Annotated in this window: 19 protein-coding genes and 2 pseudogenes; 10 read left to right on the top strand and 11 right to left on the bottom strand. The window is 70.3% G+C overall.

Annotation, left to right across the window (positions count from 1 at the left end):
• A pseudogene (locus ACQP1V_RS26995) lies at positions 1-165 on the bottom strand (transposase); the annotation flags it as partial.
• 113 nt (positions 166-278) lie between these two features.
• Between ACQP1V_RS26995 and ACQP1V_RS26990 the strand changes: the two are divergent.
• A complete protein-coding gene (locus ACQP1V_RS26990; RefSeq protein WP_433426143.1) occupies positions 279-860 on the top strand; it encodes a hypothetical protein in 582 nt (193 codons plus the stop codon).
• Between the two features lie 18 nt (positions 861-878).
• Here ACQP1V_RS26990 and ACQP1V_RS26985 read toward each other — a convergent pair.
• From ACQP1V_RS26985 to ACQP1V_RS26970, 4 genes and pseudogenes are all read right to left on the bottom strand, one after another.
• Positions 879-1,055: pseudogene (locus ACQP1V_RS26985) on the bottom strand (IS701 family transposase); the annotation flags it as partial.
• A 146-nt stretch (positions 1,056-1,201) separates the two neighbouring features.
• Complete coding sequence (locus tag ACQP1V_RS26980; protein WP_433412867.1) at positions 1,202-2,923, bottom strand: ABC transporter ATP-binding protein; 1,722 nt, start codon at positions 2,921-2,923, stop codon at positions 1,202-1,204.
• A gap of 104 nt (positions 2,924-3,027) precedes the next feature.
• Positions 3,028-4,890: an ABC transporter ATP-binding protein gene (locus tag ACQP1V_RS26975; protein WP_433412865.1), complete on the bottom strand. Its 1,863-nt coding sequence runs from the start codon at positions 4,888-4,890 to the stop codon at positions 3,028-3,030.
• 221 nt (positions 4,891-5,111) lie between these two features.
• The gene (locus ACQP1V_RS26970) at positions 5,112-6,056 is read right to left on the bottom strand and encodes a helix-turn-helix transcriptional regulator (RefSeq protein ID WP_433412863.1); all 945 of its coding nucleotides are present in this window, start codon (positions 6,054-6,056) and stop codon (positions 5,112-5,114) included.
• A gap of 86 nt (positions 6,057-6,142) precedes the next feature.
• On the opposite strand from ACQP1V_RS26970, the gene ACQP1V_RS26965 reads away from it, so the two are divergent.
• Both ACQP1V_RS26965 and ACQP1V_RS26960 read left to right on the top strand, forming a co-directional pair.
• Entirely contained in the window at positions 6,143-6,841 is a 699-nt protein-coding gene (locus tag ACQP1V_RS26965) for an alpha/beta fold hydrolase (RefSeq protein ID WP_433412861.1), read from the top strand.
• Positions 6,838-7,920, top strand: a complete 1,083-nt coding sequence (locus ACQP1V_RS26960) for an epoxide hydrolase family protein (protein ID WP_433412859.1) — start codon at positions 6,838-6,840, stop codon at positions 7,918-7,920. Before ACQP1V_RS26965 ends, ACQP1V_RS26960 begins: the two co-directional genes overlap by 4 nt.
• Before the next feature lie 39 nt (positions 7,921-7,959).
• Here the strand turns inward: ACQP1V_RS26960 and ACQP1V_RS26955 are convergent, their stop codons facing one another.
• The 5 genes from ACQP1V_RS26955 to ACQP1V_RS26935 are packed head-to-tail and all read right to left on the bottom strand — an operon-like array spanning position 7,960 to position 14,513.
• Positions 7,960-10,560 (bottom strand): family 78 glycoside hydrolase catalytic domain, encoded by a 2,601-nt coding sequence (locus ACQP1V_RS26955; protein WP_433412857.1) that lies wholly within the window; start codon positions 10,558-10,560, stop codon positions 7,960-7,962.
• 14 nt (positions 10,561-10,574) lie between these two features.
• On the bottom strand, positions 10,575-11,564 hold the full coding sequence (locus ACQP1V_RS26950; RefSeq protein ID WP_387412008.1) for a serine hydrolase domain-containing protein: 990 nt from the start codon (positions 11,562-11,564) through the stop codon (positions 10,575-10,577).
• The gene (locus tag ACQP1V_RS26945) at positions 11,561-12,379 is read right to left on the bottom strand and encodes a carbohydrate ABC transporter permease (protein ID WP_067137241.1); all 819 of its coding nucleotides are present in this window, start codon (positions 12,377-12,379) and stop codon (positions 11,561-11,563) included. The genes ACQP1V_RS26950 and ACQP1V_RS26945 overlap by 4 nt, the downstream gene beginning before the upstream one ends.
• Positions 12,376-13,230: a carbohydrate ABC transporter permease gene (locus ACQP1V_RS26940; protein WP_387412007.1), complete on the bottom strand. Its 855-nt coding sequence runs from the start codon at positions 13,228-13,230 to the stop codon at positions 12,376-12,378. The genes ACQP1V_RS26945 and ACQP1V_RS26940 overlap by 4 nt, the downstream gene beginning before the upstream one ends.
• The gene (locus ACQP1V_RS26935; protein ID WP_433412855.1) at positions 13,224-14,513 is read right to left on the bottom strand and encodes an ABC transporter substrate-binding protein; all 1,290 of its coding nucleotides are present in this window, start codon (positions 14,511-14,513) and stop codon (positions 13,224-13,226) included. Before ACQP1V_RS26935 ends, ACQP1V_RS26940 begins: the two co-directional genes overlap by 7 nt.
• Positions 14,514-14,680: 167 nt before the next feature.
• Here ACQP1V_RS26935 and ACQP1V_RS26930 point away from each other — a divergent pair, with 167 nt between their 5' ends.
• From ACQP1V_RS26930 to ACQP1V_RS26920, 3 genes are all read left to right on the top strand, one after another.
• Positions 14,681-15,691, top strand: a complete 1,011-nt coding sequence (locus tag ACQP1V_RS26930) for a LacI family DNA-binding transcriptional regulator (RefSeq protein ID WP_363946801.1) — start codon at positions 14,681-14,683, stop codon at positions 15,689-15,691.
• Positions 15,692-15,760: 69 nt separating this feature from the next.
• Positions 15,761-17,341 carry a hypothetical protein gene (locus ACQP1V_RS26925; RefSeq protein WP_433412853.1) on the top strand — a complete coding sequence of 527 codons (1,581 nt, stop codon included), beginning with the start codon at positions 15,761-15,763 and terminating at the stop codon, positions 17,339-17,341.
• A gap of 20 nt (positions 17,342-17,361) precedes the next feature.
• Positions 17,362-19,248, top strand: a complete 1,887-nt coding sequence (locus tag ACQP1V_RS26920) for a hypothetical protein (protein ID WP_433412851.1) — start codon at positions 17,362-17,364, stop codon at positions 19,246-19,248.
• Here the strand turns inward: ACQP1V_RS26920 and ACQP1V_RS26915 are convergent.
• Positions 19,218-19,904, bottom strand: a complete 687-nt coding sequence (locus ACQP1V_RS26915) for a TetR/AcrR family transcriptional regulator (protein WP_433412849.1) — start codon at positions 19,902-19,904, stop codon at positions 19,218-19,220. The genes ACQP1V_RS26920 and ACQP1V_RS26915 overlap by 31 nt on opposite strands.
• A 66-nt stretch (positions 19,905-19,970) precedes the next feature.
• Between ACQP1V_RS26915 and ACQP1V_RS26910 the strand changes: the two genes are divergently transcribed.
• Genes ACQP1V_RS26910 through ACQP1V_RS26895 form a run of 4 tightly spaced genes read left to right on the top strand, consistent with a single transcriptional unit; the run spans position 19,971 to position 23,775 of the window.
• A complete protein-coding gene (locus ACQP1V_RS26910; protein ID WP_433412847.1) occupies positions 19,971-20,828 on the top strand; it encodes an alpha/beta hydrolase in 858 nt (285 codons plus the stop codon).
• 9 nt (positions 20,829-20,837) lie between these two features.
• A complete protein-coding gene (locus ACQP1V_RS26905; RefSeq protein ID WP_433412845.1) occupies positions 20,838-22,091 on the top strand; it encodes an ABC transporter substrate-binding protein in 1,254 nt (417 codons plus the stop codon).
• On the top strand, positions 22,088-22,969 hold the full coding sequence (locus tag ACQP1V_RS26900; RefSeq protein ID WP_433412843.1) for a carbohydrate ABC transporter permease: 882 nt from the start codon (positions 22,088-22,090) through the stop codon (positions 22,967-22,969). The genes ACQP1V_RS26905 and ACQP1V_RS26900 overlap by 4 nt, the downstream gene beginning before the upstream one ends.
• Positions 22,966-23,775, top strand: coding sequence for a carbohydrate ABC transporter permease (locus tag ACQP1V_RS26895; protein WP_433412841.1), 810 nt, complete (start codon positions 22,966-22,968; stop codon positions 23,773-23,775). The genes ACQP1V_RS26900 and ACQP1V_RS26895 overlap by 4 nt, the downstream gene beginning before the upstream one ends.
• Positions 23,776-23,781: the final 6 nt, after the last annotated feature.

Genomic DNA, 23,781 nt, shown 5'->3' with positions numbered 1-23,781 from the left:
TCCGAACTCCTTCGGCATCTCCCGCCACTGCGCGCCCGTCTTGAACCGCCAGATCACGCCCTCGAACTGCTGTCGCAGCCGCTCGGGGTACGGGCCGAACCCGCCGATTGGCAGGTAGGGCTCGATGAACTCCCACTCTTCGTCTGTCAGTTGGGCTCGCGTCACACAAGACGCCCTATCGGATCAGGCCTCGCTATCCGGGCGAATCCCGCAGATTGATCACAATCCGATACGCGCCCTAATGCTCGCCGCTGCCAGTGGATCTCTATGCTCCTAGCATGGACACGGCGGAGACCGTCCCCGACACCTGGCGGCCTGGGCGGGCGGTGGCGATCGTGCCTACGCTCGTCGCGGCCCTGGCGACCGTATGGGCAACGAGCGTTCCAGGTTGGTACCTGATGTGGCTGGCGTTGATCGCCAATGTCTGGGTCTTCATCGGTCTCATATGGCTGCTCACGTTGGGCCGCATGCTGTTCAGACGTGAACCTTTAGCGCGGTTGCGTCGCGAATGGCCGGTGTGGTCACTGCCGCCCCTGATCGTGCTGCTTGTTTGCGGCCTGCTCTACGTGGGTGCGCCCCTGGAGGCGCGCTTCGCCCTGTCACGCCCCGCCCTCGACGGCCGCGCCCAGGCCATCTCACACGGCACTCCACTGCCCGCAGACGACGAATGGATAGGACTGTTCCCGGTCGAACGGGCCGAGAGGATCCCTGGCGGAGTGCGCTTCGCCATCGACGGCACCGGGTTTCTCGGTACCACCGGATTCGCCTGGAGCCCTGAAGGCGAGCCGCCTGAGCCCGAGGGCGAGGACCTCTACGAACACTGGCACGGCCCCTGGTACCTCTGGAGCGAGTCCGACTAGGTACTCCAGTGGCACATATCGATCTTTGAGTCGTTGTCGCTGGTAGTGAGATCGACGGGCCTGAGCTTGATGCCGCCGTCGCCACCGAGACCAGTGGTGGATGTGGCATTTGCCCAGACTTGGCCGGGTCAGCAGTGCGAACAGGCGGCGGATCTCGTTGGCGGAGATCGGAATGGCGGGCGGGATCGGGGGCGGCGTCGGGTTCATCTATATTTCGCGGTCGAGAGCAGCCGCGACCTGTCGCGAACCGTCGGCTGAGCTGAACGCCACCGCGAGGAAGCCGGGGTCGCCGCCGGTGATGACCCCACCCGCATCTTGAAGATCGAATCCCATACTCGAAATCATTCCGGTGGGTTGCCCTTTCCTACCTGGACGTCATAGGCCTCCGCCTGCGCCGTGTAGAGCTCCGAGTAGCGGCCGCCTGATTCGAGCAGGTCTTCGTGGCTGCCCGACTCGATGATCCCTCCGTTTGCGATGACGAGCACGTGGTCGGTCATGCTCACCGTTGAGAATCGGTGCGATACGAGAACGGTGACCGCGCCTGTTCGAGCGGCGGCTTCGCGTGCGTGGTGCGCGAAGTTCTCGAACAGGTCGTGTTCGGCCTGGGGGTCGAGCGCTGCCGTGGGTTCGTCGAGAATGAGCAGCAGTGGTGCGGTGCGCATCATCCCGCGCGCGAGAGCGAGCCGCTGCCATTGTCCTCCGGACAGGCCGACGCCGCCGAAGATCGTGCCGAGCTGGGTGTCAAGGCCGTCGGGCAGTTTGCCGACAAGCTTCGCCGCGCCCGCGGCTTCAATCGCGCGGGTGATCGCGTGTGTGTCATCGAGCGCCGAGAGGTCACCCACGCCGATGGACTCCCGTACGGGCAGTTGCAAGCGGGCGAAGTCCTGGAACACGCCGCACGACGCGGCCGCCCACGACCGCGGATCGAGGTCGTTCAACGGCTGCCCGTCGGCGAGAATCCGCCCGGATGTGGGCTGGTAGAGACCTGTCAGGAGTTTCACGAGCGTTGACTTGCCCGCGCCGTTGATGCCGACCAGTCCGACGACCGATCCGGCGGGCAGATGCGTGCTGAGCGAACGCAGCACCGGCGCGTCGCCCTCGGCGTAGCCGAACGTGACGTTCTCCAGCGTGATGCCGTCGGCGAGCCGTTCGGGCGCGCGCGTCGCGATGTCATCGAACGTCGACACATAGTCGCGTAACCAGAGGTAGTGGACCGCGGCGCGTCCGGCCTCGGCTGCTCTGCCGTAGTTGTCGCGCAACGCCCACAGCTGCAGGCGCAACTGGGCGGCCAGGGAAACGACGAGCACCAGCGCACCCGTCCCGATCCGCCCCGCGATCACCTCGTTGGCGACCAGCGCCAACCCGCCGGCCAGGCCGAGCAGGTAGCACAGCCAGCCCCCCGCCTCCAGGAGGGCGCCGCGGATCAGCGCCTTGCGTTGGGCGCCGGTGACCTCACGCCACAGCCGGGAGGCCCGGGCCGACAGTTCGGGCCCTGACTCGCTGATCCGGATTTCCTTGGCGGCGTCCTGGTCGAGACACAGGCTGTGCAGGTTCGATTCGAGCCGGGTCGTCTCGGCGCACGCGTCATTGACCCGGCGCAGTGCGGACTGTCCGCGACTTGCGAGCAGCAGCAGCGGAAGCGTGGTCAGCCCGAGCAGCAGCAGGGCCGGGTGCACGAGTACGAGCAGCCAGACGTTCAGGCCGATCATCAGCACGCAGGTGCCGGTTTCCGCGATCGACCAGCCGTAGGAGGCCAGCGCCGCGCTGCCCTTGGCGGCGAGATAGACGCGGTTGAGGTAGTCGGCGCGCTCGAGGTGCTCGATCGTGGGGACGCGCGCCACGTAGCCGAGGACCTCCTGCGACAGTTCCACCTCGACCTTCTGCACGAGGTTCACGCGTAGGTGCGCCGCGACGCGGGTGGCGATGGTAGATGCGGCATGCGCGAACGCGACGACGATCACCGGAACGATCAGCCAGGTCAGGCCGGGGTCGTGGGCATGCCGGCGCAGTCCGTCGATGACCCAACGCTGGCTCTGGGCCACGCCCGCGCTGCCGAACGCCACACCGAAGAACACCACCGCGGTGACGATCGATCCTGCCCGGCTGACCTGCCATGACAGCCCGGCGAGATGGCGGATCAGCGCGATGGTCTGCCTTGTCCGGCGAATCATGCCTCTGCCTTCGCGAATCGTGCGGCCTGCAAGCGGAACAGCGCGGCGTAGCTGCCGTCCGCGTCCATCAGCTGCTCGTGTGTGCCGGACTCGGTGATCCGGCCGCCGTCGAGCACGACGATCCGATCCGCGCCGCGGACGTTGGACAGCCGATGGGAGATCAGGACGATCGACGCCCCGCCGGCCCCGGCGGTCACCCGGTCGTTGAACTCCTGCTCTGCTTCGACGTCGAGATGGGCGGTCGGCTCATCGAGGACGAGCACGTCACGTGCGTGAGCCGCGGCGAACAACGCACGGGCGATCGCCAGCTTCTGCCATTGCCCGCCGGACAGGTCGACGCCGTGCTCACCGCCGTGCCACAGCGCGGTGTCGATCCCATCGGGCAGTTCGGCGATGAACTGCTCGGCGCCGGCCGCCGCGATCGCGCCGTTGATGCCGGCGACGTCGCTGAGGTGTTCGGGTGCCGAGAAGGCCACGTTGTCGGCGACGGTCGTCCCGTAGTGGACGAAGTCCTGGAACAGTGCGGTCATCCGGGCACGCCACGCCTGGAGGTCGAGCTCACGAAGGTCGGCACCGTCGATCGTGATGCGCCCGGAATCGGGATGGTAGAGCCCGGCCAGCAGTTTCATCAGGGTCGTCTTGCCCGCGCCGTTGATGCCGACGACGGCCAGCGTCTCGCCGGGCGAAACCTCCAACGAGAGGTCGTCCAGAACGGGGCGGTCGGCTCCCCGGTAGGTGAAGGTGACGTTCTCGAAGCGCACGTGTGGCGGTCGACCGGTCGAGGCAGGGCAGCTGGAGTCGCGTGCCGGCGGCAGGTGCCGGGAGGTGACCCGATCGAGAGCGCGTACGGTCGCCACGCCGTAGTCGATGTCGAACGCCTCCTGACCGAGCCAGGACAGGCCCATGACGGCCCAGGCGGCGACCATGCAGCGCGCCACCGTCGCAGGGCTCTGCCCCGAAGCGCCGAGCACGATCAATGTGACGGCGGCGCTGGCGGCCGCGATGGTGAACGTCAGGCCTTGACGCCGCAGCACAAACGTACGGACCTCCCACAACGGACGATGCGCCGTGAGCTGCGCGTCTCGAAAACGGGTGAGCAGCCAATCCGCCAGCCCGAACAACCGCACGTCCTTGGCCGGTGCGGCCTCGCCGAGCAGCCCGGCGAAGTACTGCGCCTTGCGGTGCTCGCTCATCCGGACGTCGCTCATGGCCGACATCCACATCCACTGCCGGCGGGTGAGCATCCGCATCAGCAGAGACAGCACGAGCAGGCCGGCCGCGAGCAGCGGGAAGCGCATGGCGATGACCGCGGCCGCCGCCAGCCCGGCGACGACCTGGAAGAGGAGCGTCAGCTGGCCGACCGCCGCGTTGCCGGGAGATCGGGTCCGCCAGCCGAGTCCGAGGTCGCAGGCACGCTCGACGTCGTCACGGAACTCCGCATCGTCGAGGTGGCCGATTCCCTCCGGCGCCAGGGCGATCTCGCGCACCATTGAGCGCACCGCTCCGTCCACGCGACGCGCCGCGACGGCGGAGGGCAGCGCCAGCACGACCTGAGCTATGCGGTCGATCAGGACAATCCCCACCAACACCAGGAGCGGTCCCAGCACAGTGAACCGATGAGCGGATCCGACCGTCCCGACCAGCCAACCCGTCGAGACGGCGCTCAACGCGGTCGTCGCCACGCTGACCGCTTGCGGAGCGACCAGCGCCGCGATCGTCCCGCCGCCCGCGTGCCGCAACAATCGCAGCAGCTTGACCCGCTCGGCGGCCATTTCGCGAAGTGCGGACGGGCGGAAGGCGCCGAGCACGAATCGCGGATCAACCGGGCCGTCCGTCGCCATTGTGTTCTCGTTCGCCACGGCGGTTCTCCCATGGGTGGCCGATTCCACCGCCACCCCTTCAAGACCCATCGGACGGGTCGTGTCGTTGACCGAGTTCGCGGCGCCCAACGACGATCGCCCAGAATTCGTCCTGATCGACATGCGACCAGAAGCCGGTCACCAGCAAGATCAGATCTGATCTGATCAAATCAGAGGTCTGGGGTCAACGGACTTTCCGGGCGCCGCCCGTACGATGACAACTACGGTGCGACCTGAGAGCGGGCGACAGCCAGGGTGAGCGCGGTGACGTGCTCGGCGAGCGCCGTGACCAGCGCGGGCGGACTGCGGACGGTGAACGGCCAGGGCAGACCGGCGAGGATGCGCGCCATGGCCGGCAGGTTCTCCGCGCCGCTGACCAGGAGCACGCCGCCGCCGGGGCAGGCGTGCAGGTCGCCGAAGGTGGCCGGCAGCTGGTCGCGGGCGGTCCGCAGGTCGGTGTCGAGCCACACCTCGGTGCGGTGGGTCCAGGCGCCGAGCGTCAACGTGCGCAGCACGTGGGCGACGGGGTCGAAACCTTCGGGCGGAGTGAACCGGCCGAGCAGTTCGGTGGCCCCGCTGATCCTGTCCAGGCGGTACATGCGGATGGCGGCGCGGAGATGGTCGTGTCCGACCAGGTACCAGCGGCGTGCGTGCACGACGAGCCCGTACGGGTCCACCTCGCGTGCGCCGCGGGTGTGCTCGATCCGGACGGTGTGGCGGGCGTGGACGGCCGCGGCCAGCGTCAGCGCCAGGTGTGGTTCGGGGGTCAGCGGACCTGCCGTCGCCGAAGTGGCGGCGACCAACGCGGTGACGCGCCGGCGCAGCGACGCGGGCAGGACGCGGTTGAGCTTGACCAGCGCCCGGTCGGCCGGGCCGGGCTCGCCCGCCCGCTGATCCTTGCCGCTGGCCAGCGCGACCGCGACGGCGACCGCTTCGTCGTCGGTGAGCATCAGGGGTGGCAGGCGTACGCCGTAGGCCAGCCGGTAGCCGCCGTAGCGTCCGCGGACAGACTCGACGGGGATGTCCATGTCGCGCAGGGCGGTGATGTAGCGGCGGACGGCGCGGGCGTCGACGTCCAGGCGCCGGGCCAGTTCATCGGCGGGCACCAGGCCGCGCTCTTGCAGGATCTCCAGCAGTGCCAGGACGCGGGTCACGGGACGGGACACGGCCGCGATCCTAATGAGGGCAGAAAGCGTCCACAATCCTCCCTAGCCTTGCGCCGGTAAGAGATCGATTGAAAGGAGTCGACCCGATGTCGACCATCGTCCTTGTCGGCGGTTCGTTCCTCGGCGCATGGGCCTGGGAGCGCGTCACGCCGCTGCTGACCGCGTACGGGCACCAGGTGCACCCGCTGACACTCACCGGCTTCGGCGACCGCACGCATCTGGGCTCGCCGGACACGACGCTCACCACGCATGCCCGCGACATCACGGCCGCGATCGAGTACGCCGGGTTGCGCGAGGTGGTGCTCGTGGCGCACTCCTACGGCGGAGCCCCGGCCACGATCGCCGCCAACACGATTCCCGAACGAATCTCCCACGTGGTCTACCTCGCCGCGCTGCTGCCCGAGCCGGGCAAGAGCCTGTTCGACAGCACGCCCGCGCCCATCGTCGAAGCGATCATGGAAACCGTCCGGGGCGGGCGGATCCCGATGATGAGTGACGAGGTCATCGACGCCAACTTCGGCGCGCACGGGCTCACCTCCGAGGACCGGGCCTGGCTGCGGGCACGCGGCGCCGGCCAGCCCATCGGCACCTACCAGGACCCGGCGCCGGCCGACCTGCGCGCCGCGCAGGGGCTGCCCCGCACCTACATCGCATGCGCGGCCGATCCGGGCGGCCCACCCCGCCTGCCGGGCCTGGAAGTGATCACGCTGGACGCCGGGCACTGGCCGATGATCACTGAACCGGAGCTGCTGGCCCGGGCGCTGGACGAGGTGGCCCGGTCATGATGCGCCCGTACCTGGTTCAGATTCCGCAAGAGACCCTGGACGACCTGGCCGCCCGGCTGGCCGCGACCCGCTTCACCCGCCCGCTGCCCGGCCGCGACCTCGGCGTGCCCGCCGACCGCGTCCGGCGCCTGGTCGAGTACTGGCGCGACGGCTACGACTGGCGCGCCTGGGAGCGGCGGATCAACGTTTATCCGCAGTTCATGACCGAGATCGACGGGCTTGACGTGCACTTCCTGCACATCCGTTCGGCCCGACCGGACGCCCTGCCGCTCATTCTCACCCACGGCTGGCCCATGTCGGTCGTGGAGTTCCTTCCGCTGATCGACCGGTTGAGCGACGCCTTCCACCTCGTCATCCCCTCAGTGCCCGGCTTCGGGTTCTCCGGCGTACCGCGTGAGCCGGGCTGGAACCGCCACCGCGTCGCCGCGGCGTGGGCGGAGCTGATGCGCCGGCTCGGTTACGAGCGTTACGGCGCGCACGGCAACGACGTCGGCTCCATGATCTCCATCGAGCTCGGACGCCTGGACCCGCACCGCGTCGTCGGGGTGCACGTCACCCAGATCTTCTCCCTGCCCTCCGCCGATCCGGCGGAGCGCGCCCTGCTGGGACCGGACGACCGGGCGAAACTGGCCGCCCTGGAACGCTTCATGACCGGCCGGAGCGCCTACCTCAGCCTCCAGTCCACCCAGCCCCAGACCCTCGCGCACGCGCTCGCCGACTCCCCGGCCGGCCAGCTGGCCTGGAACCTGCAGCTGTTCGGTGACGCGGTGAGCGACGACTACATCCTCACCAACGCCGCCATCTACTGGCTGACCGACGCTGCTGGCAGCTCGGCCCTGATCGGCTATCACGGCAACAGGCCGCCTGCCGGGCCGTCATCGTTCCCGCTGGGCCTCGCCTGCTTCGCCGACGACTTCTTCCCCTCCATCCGCCCGCTCGCCGAACGCGACCACAGCGCCATCGTGCACTGGAACACCTACGACAAGGGCGGACACCATGCCGCGCAAGAGGAACCCCAGCTTCTCGCCGACGACCTTCGCACGTTCTTCACCGCCACACCCGAAGTCACCACTCGGTGACGAAAAGCCGACACGAGTGGTGACCGCAAGCCTCACTCCCTAACCCAGGTCGTCCCACTCCTGGAGTAGGTGGGCCGTGGCCGCCGCAGGGGCCGTGAACGACCAGCGGCCCGGCGGCAGGTTCAGGGCGCAGCCCCCGTCGGCCAGCCTGGTGGTCGGCAGCTGCTCGCTGAGGCCCATGAGGAAGGTGCCGTTGACGGCCATCCCGTCCCACGCGCCGCGCACGGGCAGCACCGCGCGGGCGGTCACGCCCTCCGGGACGGCGAACGTGAACTGGACCCCGTCGGGCCCGGCCCGCCAGCCCGACTCGACGGTCCCCGACGCGCTCTCGTAGCGGGCGTGCGCCTGGCGCAGCAGCGGGACGGGGCCGGGACGCAGCAGCAGCTCGCCGAAGCCGCCACCCGTCCCGCGCGGGTCGTCGCCCAGGCCCGCCACGTGCCGGAACAGCCAGTCGCCCACGCAGCCGTAGGCGTAGTGGTTGAAGGAGTTCATGGACGGTGTCTGCAGGCCGTGCCGGTGGTGCCAGGCGTCCCAGCGCTCCCACATGGTCGTCGCCCCGGCGCGGAGCTGGTAGCGCCAGGACGGATAACCTTCTTGGTTGAAGATCCGGCACGCCAGGTCGTGGTGGCCGGTCTCCGACAGCACGGGCAGCAGCAGGGGGGTGCCGACGAAGCCCGTCATGAGCCGGTGCCCGTCGGCGCGGACCAGCTCGGCCAGCGCCTGCGCCGACGCGGCCCGGTCCTCGGGCGGGACCAGGTCCCAGGCGAGGGCGACGGCGTAGCCGGTCTGCGTCTCGGTGTGCAGCCTCGGCCCGTTGAGGAAGGCCCGCTGGAAGGCGCCCGACACGCGGGTGAACGCCTCGCCGTACTCCGGCGCGTGCGGCTCGCCGAGCACGTCGGCCACGTGCGCGACCAGGCGGAGGCTGCGGGCGAGGGCGGCGGTGGCGATGAGGCTCTTGGGCGTCTCGACCGTGCCGGGGGCCAGCCAGTCGCCCAGGGCCCGGCCCGGTCTGATGTCGTCCTCGGCCTGGGCCAGGCAGTAGTCGGCCCACCGCCGCATCGGGTCGTACGCGCGGCGCAGCGTGCGGTCGTCGCCGTAGCGCCGCCACAGCAGCCACGGCACCTCGACCAGCGCGTCGGACCACACGGGGGAGTCGTATCCGTACTCGGGCAGGACCGGCGCGACATGCGGGACCGCGCCGTCGGCCCGCTGCCCGTCGATCAGCGTCGTCACCCAGCCGGACAGGAACGCCTGCGTGTGCCGCAGGAAGCTGAGCGTCGAGCCGAACACCGAGATGTCGGCCGTCCAGCCGGTCCGCTCGTCGCGCTGCGGGCAGTCGGTCGGCACGCTCACCAGATTGCCGTCCGCCGACGCGCCGATGTTGGCGACGAGTTGCCGTACGGCGGGATCGCTCACGGTCAGCGAGCCGGTGACGGCGAGTGCGGAGGACAGCAGCACCGCCTCCAGGTCGTCCGGCGTCAGCGCGCCCGGCCAGCCGGTGACCTCCGCGTAGCGGAACCCGTGCAGGGTGAACGCGGGCTCCACGACGTGCGATCCGGGGCCGAGGACGAACTCGTCACGCTGGTCCGCGGTGCGCAGGTTGTCGGTGTAGAGCCGCCCGGTCGCGGTCAGCTCCTCCCCGTGCCGCACCACGATCCGTACCGGGCCCGGCGCGTCGACGCGCAACCGTACGCGCCCGACGACGTTCCGCCCGAAGTCGGCCACCTGGACGCCCGGCGCGGGTTCGGTCACGGACACGGCGGGCGCCGTGCCGATCACCCGTACCGGGGGCGCGGGGTCGGCCTCCACCAGGATCTCCGAGGCGGCCGTCGTCTCGGCGGGTCCGGCCTGCGGGGAAGGGGCCTGGACGGTCTCGCCCATCACCAGGTCGGCGCGCGGGCGGCCGAGATCCCGCCAGGTCCAGGCCGCGTCCGTGGCGAACACGCGGCGGACCCCGTCGTCGTCCCGCACGAGCACCTGGGCGCTGGCGGCGGGCCGGTCGCCGTAGCGGCGCGGACCTCCGCCGGCGATGTGACCCGCGTACCAGCCGGGAGCGAGCCACAGCTCCAGCTCGTTCTCGCCGGGTACGAGCAACTCCGTGAGCTCCAGCAGCCGATAGCGCGTCCGGTGGCCGTAGTCGGTCCAGCCAGGGGCCAGCTCCTCCTCGCCCAGCCGTACTCCGTTGAGCAGCGCCCGGTAGACGCCCAGCGCGGTGGCGGCCAGCCAGGCGCGCCCGGGAGTGGGACTCCATGTGAACGACCCGCGCAGGCTCACCGCCGCCTGAGGGTCGCCCGCCAGCCAGGGGGCGTCCCACTCACCGCGCGCCCGCAGGCCCGTGGTGAACGCGCCGGTCGCGTACCCTTCCACACTCCACGTGTACGGCGTCAGCGGCGCCAGCCACTCATCCGGCACGTCCACGCCGTGCGATCCGGCAGGCACGGACGACCGCCCCACCTCGCGCCCGTCCGAGGACACCACCACGGTGGCATCCTTGGACAGCCGGGCGTCCCACGACAGCCGGGGCGACGGCTCGTCCACGCCCACCGGATCCGCCAGACCGCACGTCAGGCCCGCCCGTGAACCGGACGGGGCCGAACGGATGAACGGCGCCTGCGCGCCTGAGACCTGCACTCCGAGCACCCCCGAATCCCGGTTCACGCATCGAGCCCGGTGGTGAAGGCGTTGTGCAGACCGTCGACGTCGACGCCGAACAGGCTCGGCGCCATCACGTTGATCAGCAGCACGAAGCACGCGTCCTGCTCCGGGTACATCCACCACTGGCACCCCGAGGCGCCGCCGTGCCCGTACAGCCGCCGGTCGAGCAGCCCGGGAGCCGAGTGGCGCAGGTTCCAGGTGAGGCCCCAGTCCTGCCCGGCGTTGACCGGGTCGGGCTGCAGCTTGACCAGGCCCGTCGTCTGCGGGGTCGTCATGGCGGCCAGGGTGGTCGGGTGGATCAGCTTGCGGTCGCCGCGCAGCAGCGCCCCGCCCAGCGCCAGGAGGTCCTCGGCGCGGGAGAACAGCGCCCCCGCCGGGTGGCGGAGCCGTACGAACTTGTCGAAGTCGAAGCCGGGCCCGAGCAGTTCGAGGCCGTGGACCTCGGCCGCGTCGCACGCCGGGTCGAACGTGATCCGCCCGCCGCCCGGCACCAGCGTGTTCAGGTCGGAGTCGATCACGTCGGCCACGTCGCGGCCCGTGACGTCGCGGACCATCTCCGCGATCCCGGCGAAGGCCAGGTTGGAGTACTGGCTGAGCGTGCCTGCCTCGAACATCGACGGCGCGGTGACGAGGTGCTCCAGCAGGTCGTCGGGCGTGAGCGTCTGTTCGGCGATGCCGCTGGTGTGGGTGAGCAGGTGCCAGAGCGTCACGTCGGGCCGCGCGAAGTTCGGCAGTACGTCCCGCAGCGGGCGGCGCAGCGACAGCAGCCCGCGCTCGACCTGGCGCAGGGCGACCAGCCCCGTCAGCGGCTTGGTCACCGAGAACAGCGCGAAGTGGTCCTCGGTCCTGGTCTCGCGGCCGTCGTGCTCGCCGAACGCCTCCAGCACCTGGATCCCGTCGGAGGTGGCGGCGCCGAACACCGCGCACGGCAGCCGCCCCTCCTTGATCTCGCGCCTGACCCAGTCGAGCGCGATTTCGTGAGTGGTCATCCCTTGAGTGCACCTTCCGTAAGGCCGGCCAGGACGCGCTTCTGCGCGACGACGTACACCGCCACGAGGGGCAGCGTGGTGAGCAGGACGTGGGCGAAGACGAGGTTCCAGTTCAGGCTCTGCAAGGTGCCGGAGGCGAACTGGAACAGGCTCAGCGGCAGCGTGGCGTTCGCACTGCCCTGGAGCAGGAAGAGCGCGAAGAAGAAGTCGTTCCAGACGTTGATGATCAGGATCACGCCGCCGACGAACAGCACCGGCCGCAGCAGGGGCAGCAGGATGCGGACGAAGACCTGCGGGCGGGAGGCGCCGTCGATGGCGGCGGCGTCCTCCAGGTCGCGGGGGAACGCCCGGACGAATCCCGTCGCCAGGAAGATCACGATGCCCAGGCGGCAGCCGGTCATCGCCAGCACGTAGCCGAGCGAGCCGCCGTCCAGCGACAGGGCGCGCAGCAGGTAGACGGTCGGGATGATCGACGGCGGCAGCAGGATCGACAGCCCCATCACGAAGTAGGCCGCCTGCAGCCACCGCGACCGGCTGCGCCCGAACGCCCACGCCGCCGCCGCGCCGAGGAACACCACGGCCACCACGATCGGCACGGTCACCTTGAGGCTGTTGACCAGCCCCGTCAGGTAGCCGCCCCGGTCGAGCACGATGCCGTAGTTCTCGGCGATCGCCCACGTCCTGGGCAGGCCGAGGCCCAGCTCGGCGGCCTCGCCCGCGGGTTTGAACGAGTTGACGACCACGAGCCAGATGGGCACGAGCACCCACGGGATCGCGAAGAGCGTCAGCGCCGTGTACTTGAGGACCGCTCTCATCCCGCCACCTCCCTGCGCCGCAGCCACCAGACGAGGGGCACGGCGGTGGCGATCACCAGCAGCGTCACGGTGAACCCCAGCGCGCTGGCGGAGCCGAAGAAGCCCTGCCCCCACTGCTGGCGCATCACCACGTTCAGGGCCCGCGTGTGGTCGCCGGGCCCGCCGCCGGTGGTGGCGGCGATCACGTCGTACGCGCTGAGCGCGCCCACCAGCGTGACCGCCACGTTGAAGGTCAGCGCCGGGGCGAGCATCGGGAACACCACCCGCCGGAACCGGGTCCACGGCCCGGCCCCGTCGACGGTCGCCGACTCCAGCAGCGACTTCGGGATGGAGTTGAGGCCCGCGATGTAGACGAGGGTGATCAGCCCGCTCCACTTCCACGCGTCGATGAACGCGACCACCGCCAGCGCGGTGGACGGTTCGCCCAGCCACGCCCACTCGATGCCGAGGAAGGAGTTGACCGCCCCGTCGGGGGCGAGCAGCCCGCGCCAGATGTATCCGGCGGCCAGCGGCGAGATGAGCGTCGGCAGGAAGAACGCCGAGCGGAAGACGGTGTTGATCCGGCTGGTCCGCTGGAGGGCCAGGGCCAGCGAGAGGCTGACCGTGTTCTGGATCGCCATGCACAGGATCGCGTACAGCACGGTCACGGTGACCGCGTTGGCCAGCAGGTCCTGGTCGATCAGCGTGCGGAAGTTCTCCAGCCCGTTCCAGGTGATCTCGGCTCGGAAGCTCGTCCAGGAGGAGAACGCGAACCGGACGTTGAGCAGGAACGGGGCGAGGAAGAAGACCGTGACCAGCACGATCGCGGGCAGTGCCCAGGGCAGCCAGGCCGCCCTGTTCCGCATCACCATCCGGGCATCCCTGCCGCCTTGGCCGCCTGCTCGACCTGGCCCTGTAGCTGGGTCGCCGCCTTCTGCGGATCCTTCTGCCCGGCGATCAGCTCGGACATGAGCTGGGCCAGCCCGCCCATGCCGGGGATGTCGGAGTTGAAGGCGATGACCGCGCCGGTGTCGTACGCCTTCTTGACGTCCTGCAGCACGGACGAGACGCCCTGCGGGTTGGGCACGTCCTTGAACACGGGGAAGGTCTTGGACGCGTTGATGTACTCGGCGTAGGCCGGCCCGGTCATGAAGCGCACGAAGTCGAGCGACGCCTTCTCCCGCGCCGCGTCACCGGTCTTGGGCAGGTAGAACGTGCCGATCGGGCCGGGCGCGTAGGTCACGAGCGGCTTGTCGCTCGACAGGCCGACGAAGCCGACGGACTCGTCGACGGTCTTCTGGTCGCCGCCCGCGGCCGCGAGGAGGGCCGGGAGCATGTCGGAGTGCTGGGCGACCATGGCGGCCTTGCCGGTCACGAGGGCCTTCATGGAGTCCTCGAACTTGGCGGTGACGATGTCCTTGTTGAAGCAGCCGTCGGCCTGCAGCTTGGCGTAGGCGGTCAGGCCGGAGACGAAGGGCGAGCCCGCGTCGGCCAGCGTGCTGCTGTGGCCCGCGATGGCCTTGCCGTACGCGTTGGACTGGTTGGCGCCGGCCAGGTAGAGGATGGGCAGGATCTGCACCGGCCAGATCGACCCGCCCGACTCGAAGACCGGCGTGACCCCGGCGGCCTTGAGCTTGGGGCAGGTGGCGGCGAGCTCGGCGAAGTTCGTGGGCGGGGTCAGCCCGGCCGCGGTGAAGACCTTCTTGTTGTAGTAGAGGCCGAAGACCTGGGGGAAGCCGGTGATGGCGGCGTAGACCTTGCCGTTGACGGCCCCGGCGCTCTGGTAGAGGTCGCCGGACCTGGCGATGTACGCCTCGCCGGTCAGGTCGCGCAGGTTCTCGGCCGGGTTGAGGGCGAGCAGGCCGCTCACCGTCGCGTGGTACTCCAGGATGTCCGGGCGGTCGCCGGTGGCCCACTTGGTCTGGGTGGTGTCCTCGAAGCCGTCGGACGGGATCGATATGAGCTCGATCTTGTGGCCGGACTGCTTCTCGAACTTCTTGTACATCTCAAGCAGCGGCGCCGGGTCCGCGCTGTTGTGCCAAAGGGTCAGCTTCACCTGACCGGTGCCCTCCGGGGCGGACGACCCGCAGCCGGAGAGGGACAGGGCGAGGACGGCGCCGATCGCCGAGCCGAGCAGACGAGATGGTGCTCTCACGCCCGTGCTCCTGTTCATGTGAGGGGGTATTGTGTAGAACGTTCTCCATTGTTAGGGCACGAGAGAATCGCCCGTCAAGAGGTAGACCTGAGGATCAGTGACGGGCTAGCCTCCCTCTTCAGAAAAGCGTGTAGTTCGTTCTACGAAAACTCGATGAAGGACGGCGTGTGACGAGCGGACGGGTGACGATCGCCGATGTGGCCAGGCGGGCCGGGGTTTCCACGGCCGCCGTGTCCAAGGTGGTGCGCGGTGCCTACGGCGTGAGCGCGGAGATGCAGGCCAAGGTGACGCAGGCCATCGACGAGCTGGGCTACCGCCCGCACGCCGCGGCCCGCGCCCTGCGCGGACGCACCTACACCCTCGGCGTCATGCTCTCGGACACCCGCAACCCGTTCTTCCCCGACATCATCGAGGGCGTCACCGGCCGGCTGGGCGACACCGAGTACCAGGTGCTGCTCGGACCTGGCGGGATCGAGCCCAAGACGCAGGCCAGGATGACCGACGCCATGATCGACCGGAGCATGGACGGGCTCATCCTGATCTCGCCGGTCATGACGGACGCCGAACTCGCCGCCATCGCGACGGCCATCCCGGTCGTCGTGGTGGGTCGGCACGGCGGCGCCGCGGCCTACGACGCGGTCGTCGACGACGACGTGATGGGGGCGGGGCTCGTGGTCGACCACCTGGTCGGGCTCGGGCACACCCGGATCGCGCACATCACCCACCTGGAGCGGGCCCGCGCCCAGGGACTGCCGCACACGGTGCGCGCCGAAGGCTACCGCCAGGCGATGCGCGCCCACGGACTCGCCGACGACGTGCTGGCCACCTCCTTCACCGAGGAGGGCGGCTTCGAGGGCGCGCGGGAACTGCTCGCGCGCGACGACCGGCCCACCGCGATCTTCGCCGGGGCCGACATCGCGGCGCTCGGCGTGCTGCGCGCCGCCGACGAGGCGGGCCTGTCGGTGCCGGAGGACCTCTCCGTCGCCGGATACGACAACATCGGCATCGCCTCGCTCAAGCGCATCTCGCTCACCAGCGTCGACCAGGACGGGCACGTGATCGGGGCGACCGCCGCGCAACTGCTCGTCGAACGCATCGAGGGACGCTCACGATCGGTGACGTCGTCGGTGTCGCCCACGCTGATCGTCCGCGGAACCACCGGACCGCCTCGCCCCTGAGAAGCGACCGCACGTCGGGGGACTGTCGCGGACCACATATTGAAACGATTCAATGGAAGGACCCCCCACGTGAGACGACTCGCTCTCCTCGCGCTCCTCCTCCCGCTGGTCGCGCCCGCGCAACCGGCCTTCGCCCAGGCGGCCGCTCTGTCCTGCCCGGTCAGGGTCGACCCCGCCGCGTTCGCCTCCGAGGCCCGCCTGAGCACCCTGGCCCAGCGGCAGGAGGCGTTCGGCCCCAGGCCGACCGGCTCCGCCGCGCACGCCGACTACGTCGACTGGCTGGAGGACGAGATGGCGGCCATCCCCGGCCTCCAGTTCTCCTCCCTGCCCTACGCCATCGACCGCTGGGACAACCTCGGCACCGGCCTGACCGTCGGCGGTACGGCCGTGCAGGTGGCGGCCCCCGTGCCGTTCTCCTCCTCGACCGGCGCGGGCGGCGTCTCGGCGCCGCTCGTCCACCTGGCCGCAGGGACGAACATCACCGCGGCCAACGCCGCCGGGAAGATCGTCGTCAGGGACCTGCCGTGGACCAACGTGCCCAACCTGCTGTTCTATCCGCTCGGTCTCGGCTACTCCATGTACGACCCGGCCAACACGATCAACCTGCTCGGCTCGGAGTCGATGGAGGCCCCGGCCGCTGCCGACGCCGACCTCAAGGCGGCCGCCGCCGCGGGCGCGGTGGGCGTGATCGAGGTCAGCCAGCTCCCGCATGCCCAGATCCAGGGCATGTACGCGCCCTACGAGGGCCTGCCGTACAGCGTGCCGGGCGCGTACGTCGGCGCCGACCAGGGCAAGCAGATCAAGGACGCGCTGGCCGCCGGGCAGCCGGTCCAGGCCGCGCTGACCGTGAACGCCGCCTGGACGCCGACGACGACCCGCACCCTGCTCGCGACGCTTCCCGGCGGGAGCGCCCAGAAGATCGTCGTGGAGAGCCACACCGACGGCATGAGCCCGGTGTGGGACAACGGCCCGCTCACCATGATCGAGATGGCCCGCTACCTGTCGTCGCTACCGGTGGAGTGCCGTCCGCGCACCGTGCAGTTCGCGTTCGTGACCGGCCACCTCTACCAGCACCTGACCGGCCCCAACGTCCGCGAGGGCGGCGCGGGTCAGCTCGCCGCCCAGCTCGACGCCGAGTACGACCAGGGCGGGGTCTCCTCCGTCGTCGTGCTTGAGCACCTCGGCGCCAAGCGCTACGACGCGGTCGCCAGGCCGAACGGCCTGCCCGGCAAGCAGCTCGTCGCCAACCCCACCCTCACCGAACTGCTGATGGTCCCCGTCAGCGAGAGCACGCCGCTGCGCGAACTGGTCAAGGGCCACATCCAGTACCGGGACGTGAAGCGCACCGCGGTCCTCAAGGGCCTGTCGGCGGCGGATCTCACCACGGTTCCGCACCACTGCGGCTTCGGCGGCGAGGGCACGCCGTACAACCAGCACCTGCTGCCCGTCATCTCGCCCATCGCCTCGCCCAAGACGCTGTTCTCGCCGCAGTTCGGCACCGAGGCGATCGACCTGCCGGCGATGCGCAAGGCGTCGCTCGCCTTCACCGACGTCGTGCTCGGCCTCGGCCCGATGGCCCAGTCGGCCGTCGCGGGCGACGTGACCGCCATGCGCCAGCAGCGCGCCTCCGGCACGCCGGGGTGTGCGTGACCATCGACAGGAGGACGCTCGTGCGTCGGCACACCATCGCCGACGCCGGGTGTCCGCTCACCGTCGGCAACGGGGAGTTCGCCTTCACCGCCGACGCCACCGGGCTGCAGACCTTCGCGCCGCTTGGCACGCAGGCGCAGTGGGGCTGGCACACGATGCCCAACCCCAAGGGCCACGTGCTGGAGGACGCGTTCACCGACTACGACGGCGTCGGCTATCCGGACCTGTACCCGGCCACCGAAGCGGGCGGCTGGCTGCACGTGAACCCGCACCGCCTGCATCTCGGCCGGATCGGCCTCGACGTCGACGAGGCCGCCCCGCTCGGCCGGTCGGCGCAGACCCTCGACCTGTGGACCGGCACGCTGTCCAGCTCCTTCGAGCTGGGCGGCCTGTCGTACGAGGTGGAGACGGTCTGTCACCCCGAGCGCGACCTGCTGGCCATCCGTGTCGTGGGCGGCGCGGGGATCAGGATCGCCTTCCCCTACGCCAGCGACGGCTGGCACACCACCGCCGATTGGGACAAACCCGACAGGCACACCACCACGCACGCGCTCACGCGCACGCCGTACGGCTCGCGCTGCGACTTCACCCGCGTCCTGGACGCGGACCGATACCACGTGGCCGCCGAGTGGGCGGGGCCGGCGCGGCTCACGTCGCCCGGCGGTCACGTGTACCTGATCCAGGGCGACGAGCTGGAGCTCGTCGTCGAGTTCGCCCGCCACCCCGTCGGCGCCGCCCTCCCGTCCTTCTCCCAGGTCCGTACGGCCGCCGCCGCCCACTGGGAGAGGTTCTGGACGAGCGGGGGAGCGGTGAGCTTCGACGGCAGCACCGACCCGCGAGCGCCCGAGCTCGAACGCCGGGTCGTGCTCTCGCAGTACCTCACCGCGGTCAACTGCGCGGGTTCCACCCCGCCGCAGGAGACCGGGCTGGCCGTCAACTCCTGGAGCGGCAAGTTCCACCTGGAGATGCACTGGTGGCACGCCGCCCACTTCGCCCTGTGGGGCAGGCCCGAGCTGCTGGAGCGGAGCCTGCCGTGGTACCGCTCGATCCTGCCGCGGGCCAGGGCCACGGCCGCACGGCAGGGTTTCCGCGGCGCCCGCTGGCCCAAGCAGGTGGGGCCGGAGGGCAGGGAGAGCCCGAGCGAGATCGGCGCCTTCATCGTCTGGCAGCAGCCGCACCTGATCTACTTCGCCGAGCTGCTCCGCCGGATCCGCCCGGGGGCGCTGGAGGACTACCGGGACCTGGTGTTCGAGACGGCCGAGTTCATGGCCTCCTTCGCGGGCGGCGGGCATCTGGGGCCGCCGCTGGTCCCGGCGCAGGAGTCCTACTACGAGTCCAGGCGGCTGGTGCGCGATCCCACGTTCGAGCTGGCCTACTGGTGGTGGGGGCTGGAGACGGCCCAGCGGTGGCGGGGCCTGCTCGGCCGGGGCCCCGACCCGGAGTGGGCGCGGGTCCTGCACGGCCTGGCCCGGCCGCTGGTGCGCGACGGCGTCTACGCGGCCATCGGTGTGGAGCCGTACACGATCAGGACCGACCACCCCTCGATGACCGGCGCGCTCGGGTTCGTGCCGCCCACCCCGCTGATCGACCCCGAGACCATGCGGGCCACCCTGCACGACGTGCTCTCCAACTGGGATCTGGAGAGCACCTGGGGCTGGGACTATCCGATGCTCGCCATGTGCGCGGCCAGGCTCGGCGAGCCTGACACCGCCGTGGACGCGCTGCTGATGGACGCCCCGAAGAACACCTACCTGGCCAGCGGCCACAACCACCAGTGGCCCGGCCTGCTGCCCCTCTACCTGCCGGGCAACGGCGGCCTGCTGGCCGCCGTCGCCCACATGGCGGCGGAGGGGTGCTTCCCCGAAGGCTGGCTGGTTCAGGCGGAAGGGGTGGTCGGGATGCCGTGATCGGGGCCGGCGAGCAGGGCGACCGTGTAGTGGTACAAGTCGCCGGCCGACGACGTCAGAGTGGCGACGCGGCCCGCACGCACCTCCGAGGCGATGAACTCGGTGGTCCCGTAGACGATCAGGCGGGGCACCGCGGCGCGCAGCGGGGGCAGCGAGGGATCCTCCAGCCTGGCCCGCGCGGCCAGCGCCCCGAGCATGTCGAGGAAGGGCCGGTAGGCGGCGTCACGCTGCTCGACGGCCCGCTCGCCCGCCCTCGGCAACTCCACGAAGTACGCCTGCGCGTACTCCGGGCGCTCCTGCCACCACCGCAGGTAGGCGGCCATCCCCAGCCGGAGCGCCTCGCTCCAGCGGTCGCCCGCCCCCGACGCGGCCGCGTGGATCGAGTCGATCATCGCGGGCAGGTCGCGCTCGCATCCGGCGAGGAAGCACGCCTCCTTGTCGGCGAACTGGGCGTAGAAGGCGTTGCGCGAGACCCGCGCGGCGGCGATCACGTCCGGCACGCTCGTGGCGGCGTATCCACGCCTCGCGACGAGCCTCAGCATGGCCTCCACGAGGCGCTCTCGCTGGGAGCTGCGCACCGTGTCTGGGGAGAGTCCGTGCCGCCCCCTGGGCAGTGGCCGGGCCGCCGGAACTTCCTTCTGTTCATGTCTTGACATCGCCCACCGATCGTACTTCCCTCTCTTAGGAGACGTTCACGTCTCCAAATAACCTACGAGGTGACCATGGAGAACTTCACCCGTCGGCAGGCGTTGCGGGCAGGGGCGCTCGGCCTCATGTCGGCCGGATTCCTGTCGTGGACCACCGAGGCCAACGCCGCCTCCACCATCGAGACGATCTACAAGGCGCCGGGTCCGTGGCCGGTCGCCACCGGCACCTCGGGCGGCCACCGGCTCTACTACCCGCAGACCCTGGGCTCGGGCGGCGTCACCCACCCGATCGTCACATGGGGCAACGGCTCGTGGGCCACCCCCGACAACTATCCGGGGCTGCTCAACCACCTCGCCTCGTGGGGCTTCGCGGTGGTCGCCTCCACCAGCACGACCACGGGTACCGGCGCCGAGATCCTCGCCGCCGCCCAGCACCTCATCGGCCTCAACACCGACCCCGCCAGCGTCTTCCACGGCAAGCTGGACACCGCCCAGGTCGCCGCCGTCGGCCACTCCCAGGGCGCGGGCGGATCCATCAACGCGACCAACCACTCCGCCGGGCTGATCAAGACCGTCGTGCCGATCTCCGTGCCCGCGCAGTGGATGGCCAGCCCAGGAGACGAGTTCTCCGTCGCCGACCTGACCTGCCCGGTGCTCCTCCTCAGCGGCGCGAACGACTGGCTGATCTCCTCGGCCGCGACCGTGCAGGGCTACTACGACCAGGCCACCGCCGGAGCGGGCCGGGCGCTGCTCAAGGGCGCGGGGCACAACGACATCCAGAACACCGGCGGGGCCTTCCTCGGCTACGTGACCGCCTGGCTGAGGTACCGCCTCCAGGCCGACGCCCAGGCCCGCGGGGCGTTCGCCGGCAGCACCCCCGAGCTCCCCACCAACACCGCCTGGCAGAACCAGGCTCTCAAGAACCTCACCTAGGAGACCCCCATGGCGGATCTGACGCGGCGTGGGCTACTCGCCGTCGGCGCGCTCGCCCTGCTCGCCGGATGCGGCAAGGACCAGCCTCGGCAGCAGGCCGCGGACGGCAGGCCGAACGGCGAGGTCACCGTCTGGCTGCACGGCTCGCAGGACACCGGCCAGCAGTTCCAGGAGCTCGTGCACCGCTACATCGCCGAGTTCAAGGTCGACGTGAAGCTGCTCTACCTGCCCGTGGGCCAGCTCGACGCCAAACTGCTGACCGCCTTCAGCGGCGGCGCCCCGCCCGACGTCTTCAAGATCGGCCACTGGAGCTTCCCCGCGCACGCCAAGAAGAAGCGGCTCGCGCCCGTCGACACCAGGGCGCTCTCGCTCCAGGACTACGAGCCGGGCACGACCGCCCCGCTCACCTACCAGGACGTGCCCTACGGCGTGCCCATCGACTTCAACCCCTGCATGCTCTACTACCGCAAGGACCGGTTCGAGGAGGCCGGACTCGACCCCGACAAGCCCCCGGTGACCTGGGAGGAGGTCGCCGAGTACAGCGCCAAGCTCACCTCCAAGGACCGCAGGCGGGTCGGCCTGCAGTGGCTCTACGGCGACCCGCAGTGGGCCCTCATGATGCTGACCGCCCTCATCCAGGGCAAGGGCGGCGAGCTCGTCTCGGCGGGCGGCGCGAAGGCGTCGCTGGCCACCGAGCAGGGCCTCAACGCCCTGACGTACATGTCGGGGATCGGCAACCCCACGCTCTCCAACCCGCTGGGCGCGCTCGGCCTGTTCTACTCCGGCGAGGCCGCCATGGTCGTCAGCGGCGCCTTCCTCGGCCCGGCGCTGGAGAAACTGGGCAAGGACACGCTCACCTTCGGCAAGCAGTACGGCGTCGCGCCCATGCCCACCTGGGCCGGCGGCCCGCCCGTCGTTCCCGCCTACACCTGGGGCTGGGGCGTGGCCAAGGACTCGCCCAACCAGTTCACCGCCTGGCACCTCGTCAACTACCTGCAGGGCGCCCCGTCGGTGACCGCCAACCTCGACAACGGCATCATCATCCCGACCAAGGGCTGGCGCGACGCCGGGCCGCGCGGCAAGTCCGAGATCATGCAGATCGTCGCCGACAGCATCCCGCACGTCGACTTCGGCCCGATCATCCCCGGCACCCTCGAACTGGCGAAGGCCGCGGCCGGCGCCGTCGACTCCGTCGCCTACGGCAAGTCGACCCCCGCCCAGGCCGCGGCGACCTTCGACTCCACCGTGCGACTGGCCCTGTGAGCGTACTCGGCAGGGTCAGAGCCCGGCCCCAGGCCACGGCGGGCGTGGCGCTGACCCTCCCGGTGGCCGTCTTCTTCGTCGTGTTCTGGCTCGTCCCGTTCCTGGCCGCCATCTATCTCAGCTTCACCGACTACGAGATGGCAGGGACGCCCAACTGGATCGGCCTCGCCAACTACGAGCGCATGTTCGCCGACCCCGGCTTCCTCAACTCGGCGTGGATCACCGTCGTCTACACGGTCTGCACGGTCGTCCCGACGATCGTGCTGGCCCTGCTGGTGGCCGTGCCCCTGAGCAAGCCGGGACGGCTCAACCGCTGGCTCAGAGCGCTCGTCATGATTCCGGCCGTGATGCCGCTCGCCGCCACGTCCATGGTCTGGGTGATCATCTACTCCGACCGCGGCCTGGCCAACACCCTCCTCGGCCTGGTCGGGATCGATCCGCAGTCCTGGCTGACCAGCTCCGACCTGGCCATCTGGGCCCTGGTCGTGATGGTCGTCTGGAAGAGCATGGGGCTGTTCGTGATCATCCTGACCGCCGGGCTGCAGGCGCTGCCCGGCGAGGTGTACGAGGCCGCCGCCATCGACGGCTCAGGCGCGGTGACCACGTTCACCCGGATCACGCTCCCGCTGCTGCGCCGGACCCTGCTGTTCGTCCTGGTCATCTCGGTGGCCGGATCGATGCAGGCGTTCGTGCCCGCCTTCCTGCTCACCGGCGGCGGGCCCGCCGACGCCACCCAGGTGCTGCCGTACTACATCTGGGCCAACGCCTTCCCTTACGAGCACATGGGCTACGCCGCCGCGATGGGCATGGTGCTGCTCGCCGCCATGGTGATCGTCTCGGCGCTGCAGTTCGGGTTCCTGAAGGGAGGCGACGAATGAGAGCGGGAACGATCCTGCGCGCCGTCTGGCTGATCGCCGCGGTCGGGTTCATGCTGCTGCCGGTCTACGCCATGCTCGTCGTCGCCTCGGCGCCCGACGACACCGACCTGCGCGGGCTGGTCTTCAACGGCTTCCACCTGCCCGAGAACGTCGGGCAGCTGTTCGGCGAGGGCAACCTGCCCACCTACCTGCGCAACAGCCTCATCCTGTGCGTCGGCACCGGCGTCCTGGACGTGATCTTCTCGGCCGCCGCCGGATACGCGATGGCCCAGCTGTCCTTCCCCGGCCGCCGCGTCCTGTTCGCGCTGGTGATCGGCACGCTCGCGCTCACCCCGATGGTCCTGGTCATCCCCGTCTTCCTCATCGTGAAGGAGCTCGGCTGGGTCAACACCTTCCAGGGCATGATGGTGCCCGGCATGATCAGCGCGTTCGGCGTCTTCCTGGTGCGGCAGTTCGCCCTCGGCATTCCGAAGGAGCTGCTCATGGCCGCACGGGTCGACGGCGCGGGGGAGTTCCGCATCTTCGCGCGCATCGCCGCGCCGCTGCTCAAGCCCGCGCTCATCACCCTGTTCCTCGTGCATTTCCTGGCACAGTGGGACAACCTGCTGTGGCCGCTGATCGTGGCCAACGAGCAGGAGCTGTGGCCGTTGCCGGTGGGGTTGGCCAACTTCCAGAGCGAGGTCGGCATCACCTATCACCTGACCACCACCGCGGCACTGGTCACCGCCGTGCCGCCGTTCATCCTGATGGTGGCGCTGCAGCGCTACTACGTGGCGGGGCTCACCTTCGGAGGGCTGAAACGATGATCCCGG

The organism is Microtetraspora malaysiensis (assembly GCF_050947145.1).
GTDB lineage: Bacteria > Actinomycetota > Actinomycetes > Streptosporangiales > Streptosporangiaceae > Microtetraspora_A > Microtetraspora_A malaysiensis.
Note: the sequence above shows the minus strand (reverse complement) of the source record. Positions and strands in the feature narration are given on the sequence as shown.

Coding starts and splice junctions, on each gene's coding strand:
- ACQP1V_RS26945 (WP_067137241.1), bottom strand. CDS start 12,379: ATGAGAGCGGTCCTCAAGTACACGGCGCTGACGCTCTTCGCGATCCCG.
- ACQP1V_RS26950 (WP_387412008.1), bottom strand. CDS start 11,564: ATGACCACTCACGAAATCGCGCTCGACTGGGTCAGGCGCGAGATCAAG.
- ACQP1V_RS26910 (WP_433412847.1), top strand. CDS start 19,971: ATGGAGAACTTCACCCGTCGGCAGGCGTTGCGGGCAGGGGCGCTCGGC.
- ACQP1V_RS26905 (WP_433412845.1), top strand. CDS start 20,838: ATGGCGGATCTGACGCGGCGTGGGCTACTCGCCGTCGGCGCGCTCGCC.
- ACQP1V_RS26960 (WP_433412859.1), top strand. CDS start 6,838: ATGATGCGCCCGTACCTGGTTCAGATTCCGCAAGAGACCCTGGACGAC.
- ACQP1V_RS26990 (WP_433426143.1), top strand. CDS start 279: ATGGACACGGCGGAGACCGTCCCCGACACCTGGCGGCCTGGGCGGGCG.
- ACQP1V_RS26895 (WP_433412841.1), top strand. CDS start 22,966: ATGAGAGCGGGAACGATCCTGCGCGCCGTCTGGCTGATCGCCGCGGTC.
- ACQP1V_RS26915 (WP_433412849.1), bottom strand. CDS start 19,904: ATGTCAAGACATGAACAGAAGGAAGTTCCGGCGGCCCGGCCACTGCCC.
- ACQP1V_RS26940 (WP_387412007.1), bottom strand. CDS start 13,230: ATGGTGATGCGGAACAGGGCGGCCTGGCTGCCCTGGGCACTGCCCGCG.
- ACQP1V_RS26965 (WP_433412861.1), top strand. CDS start 6,143: ATGTCGACCATCGTCCTTGTCGGCGGTTCGTTCCTCGGCGCATGGGCC.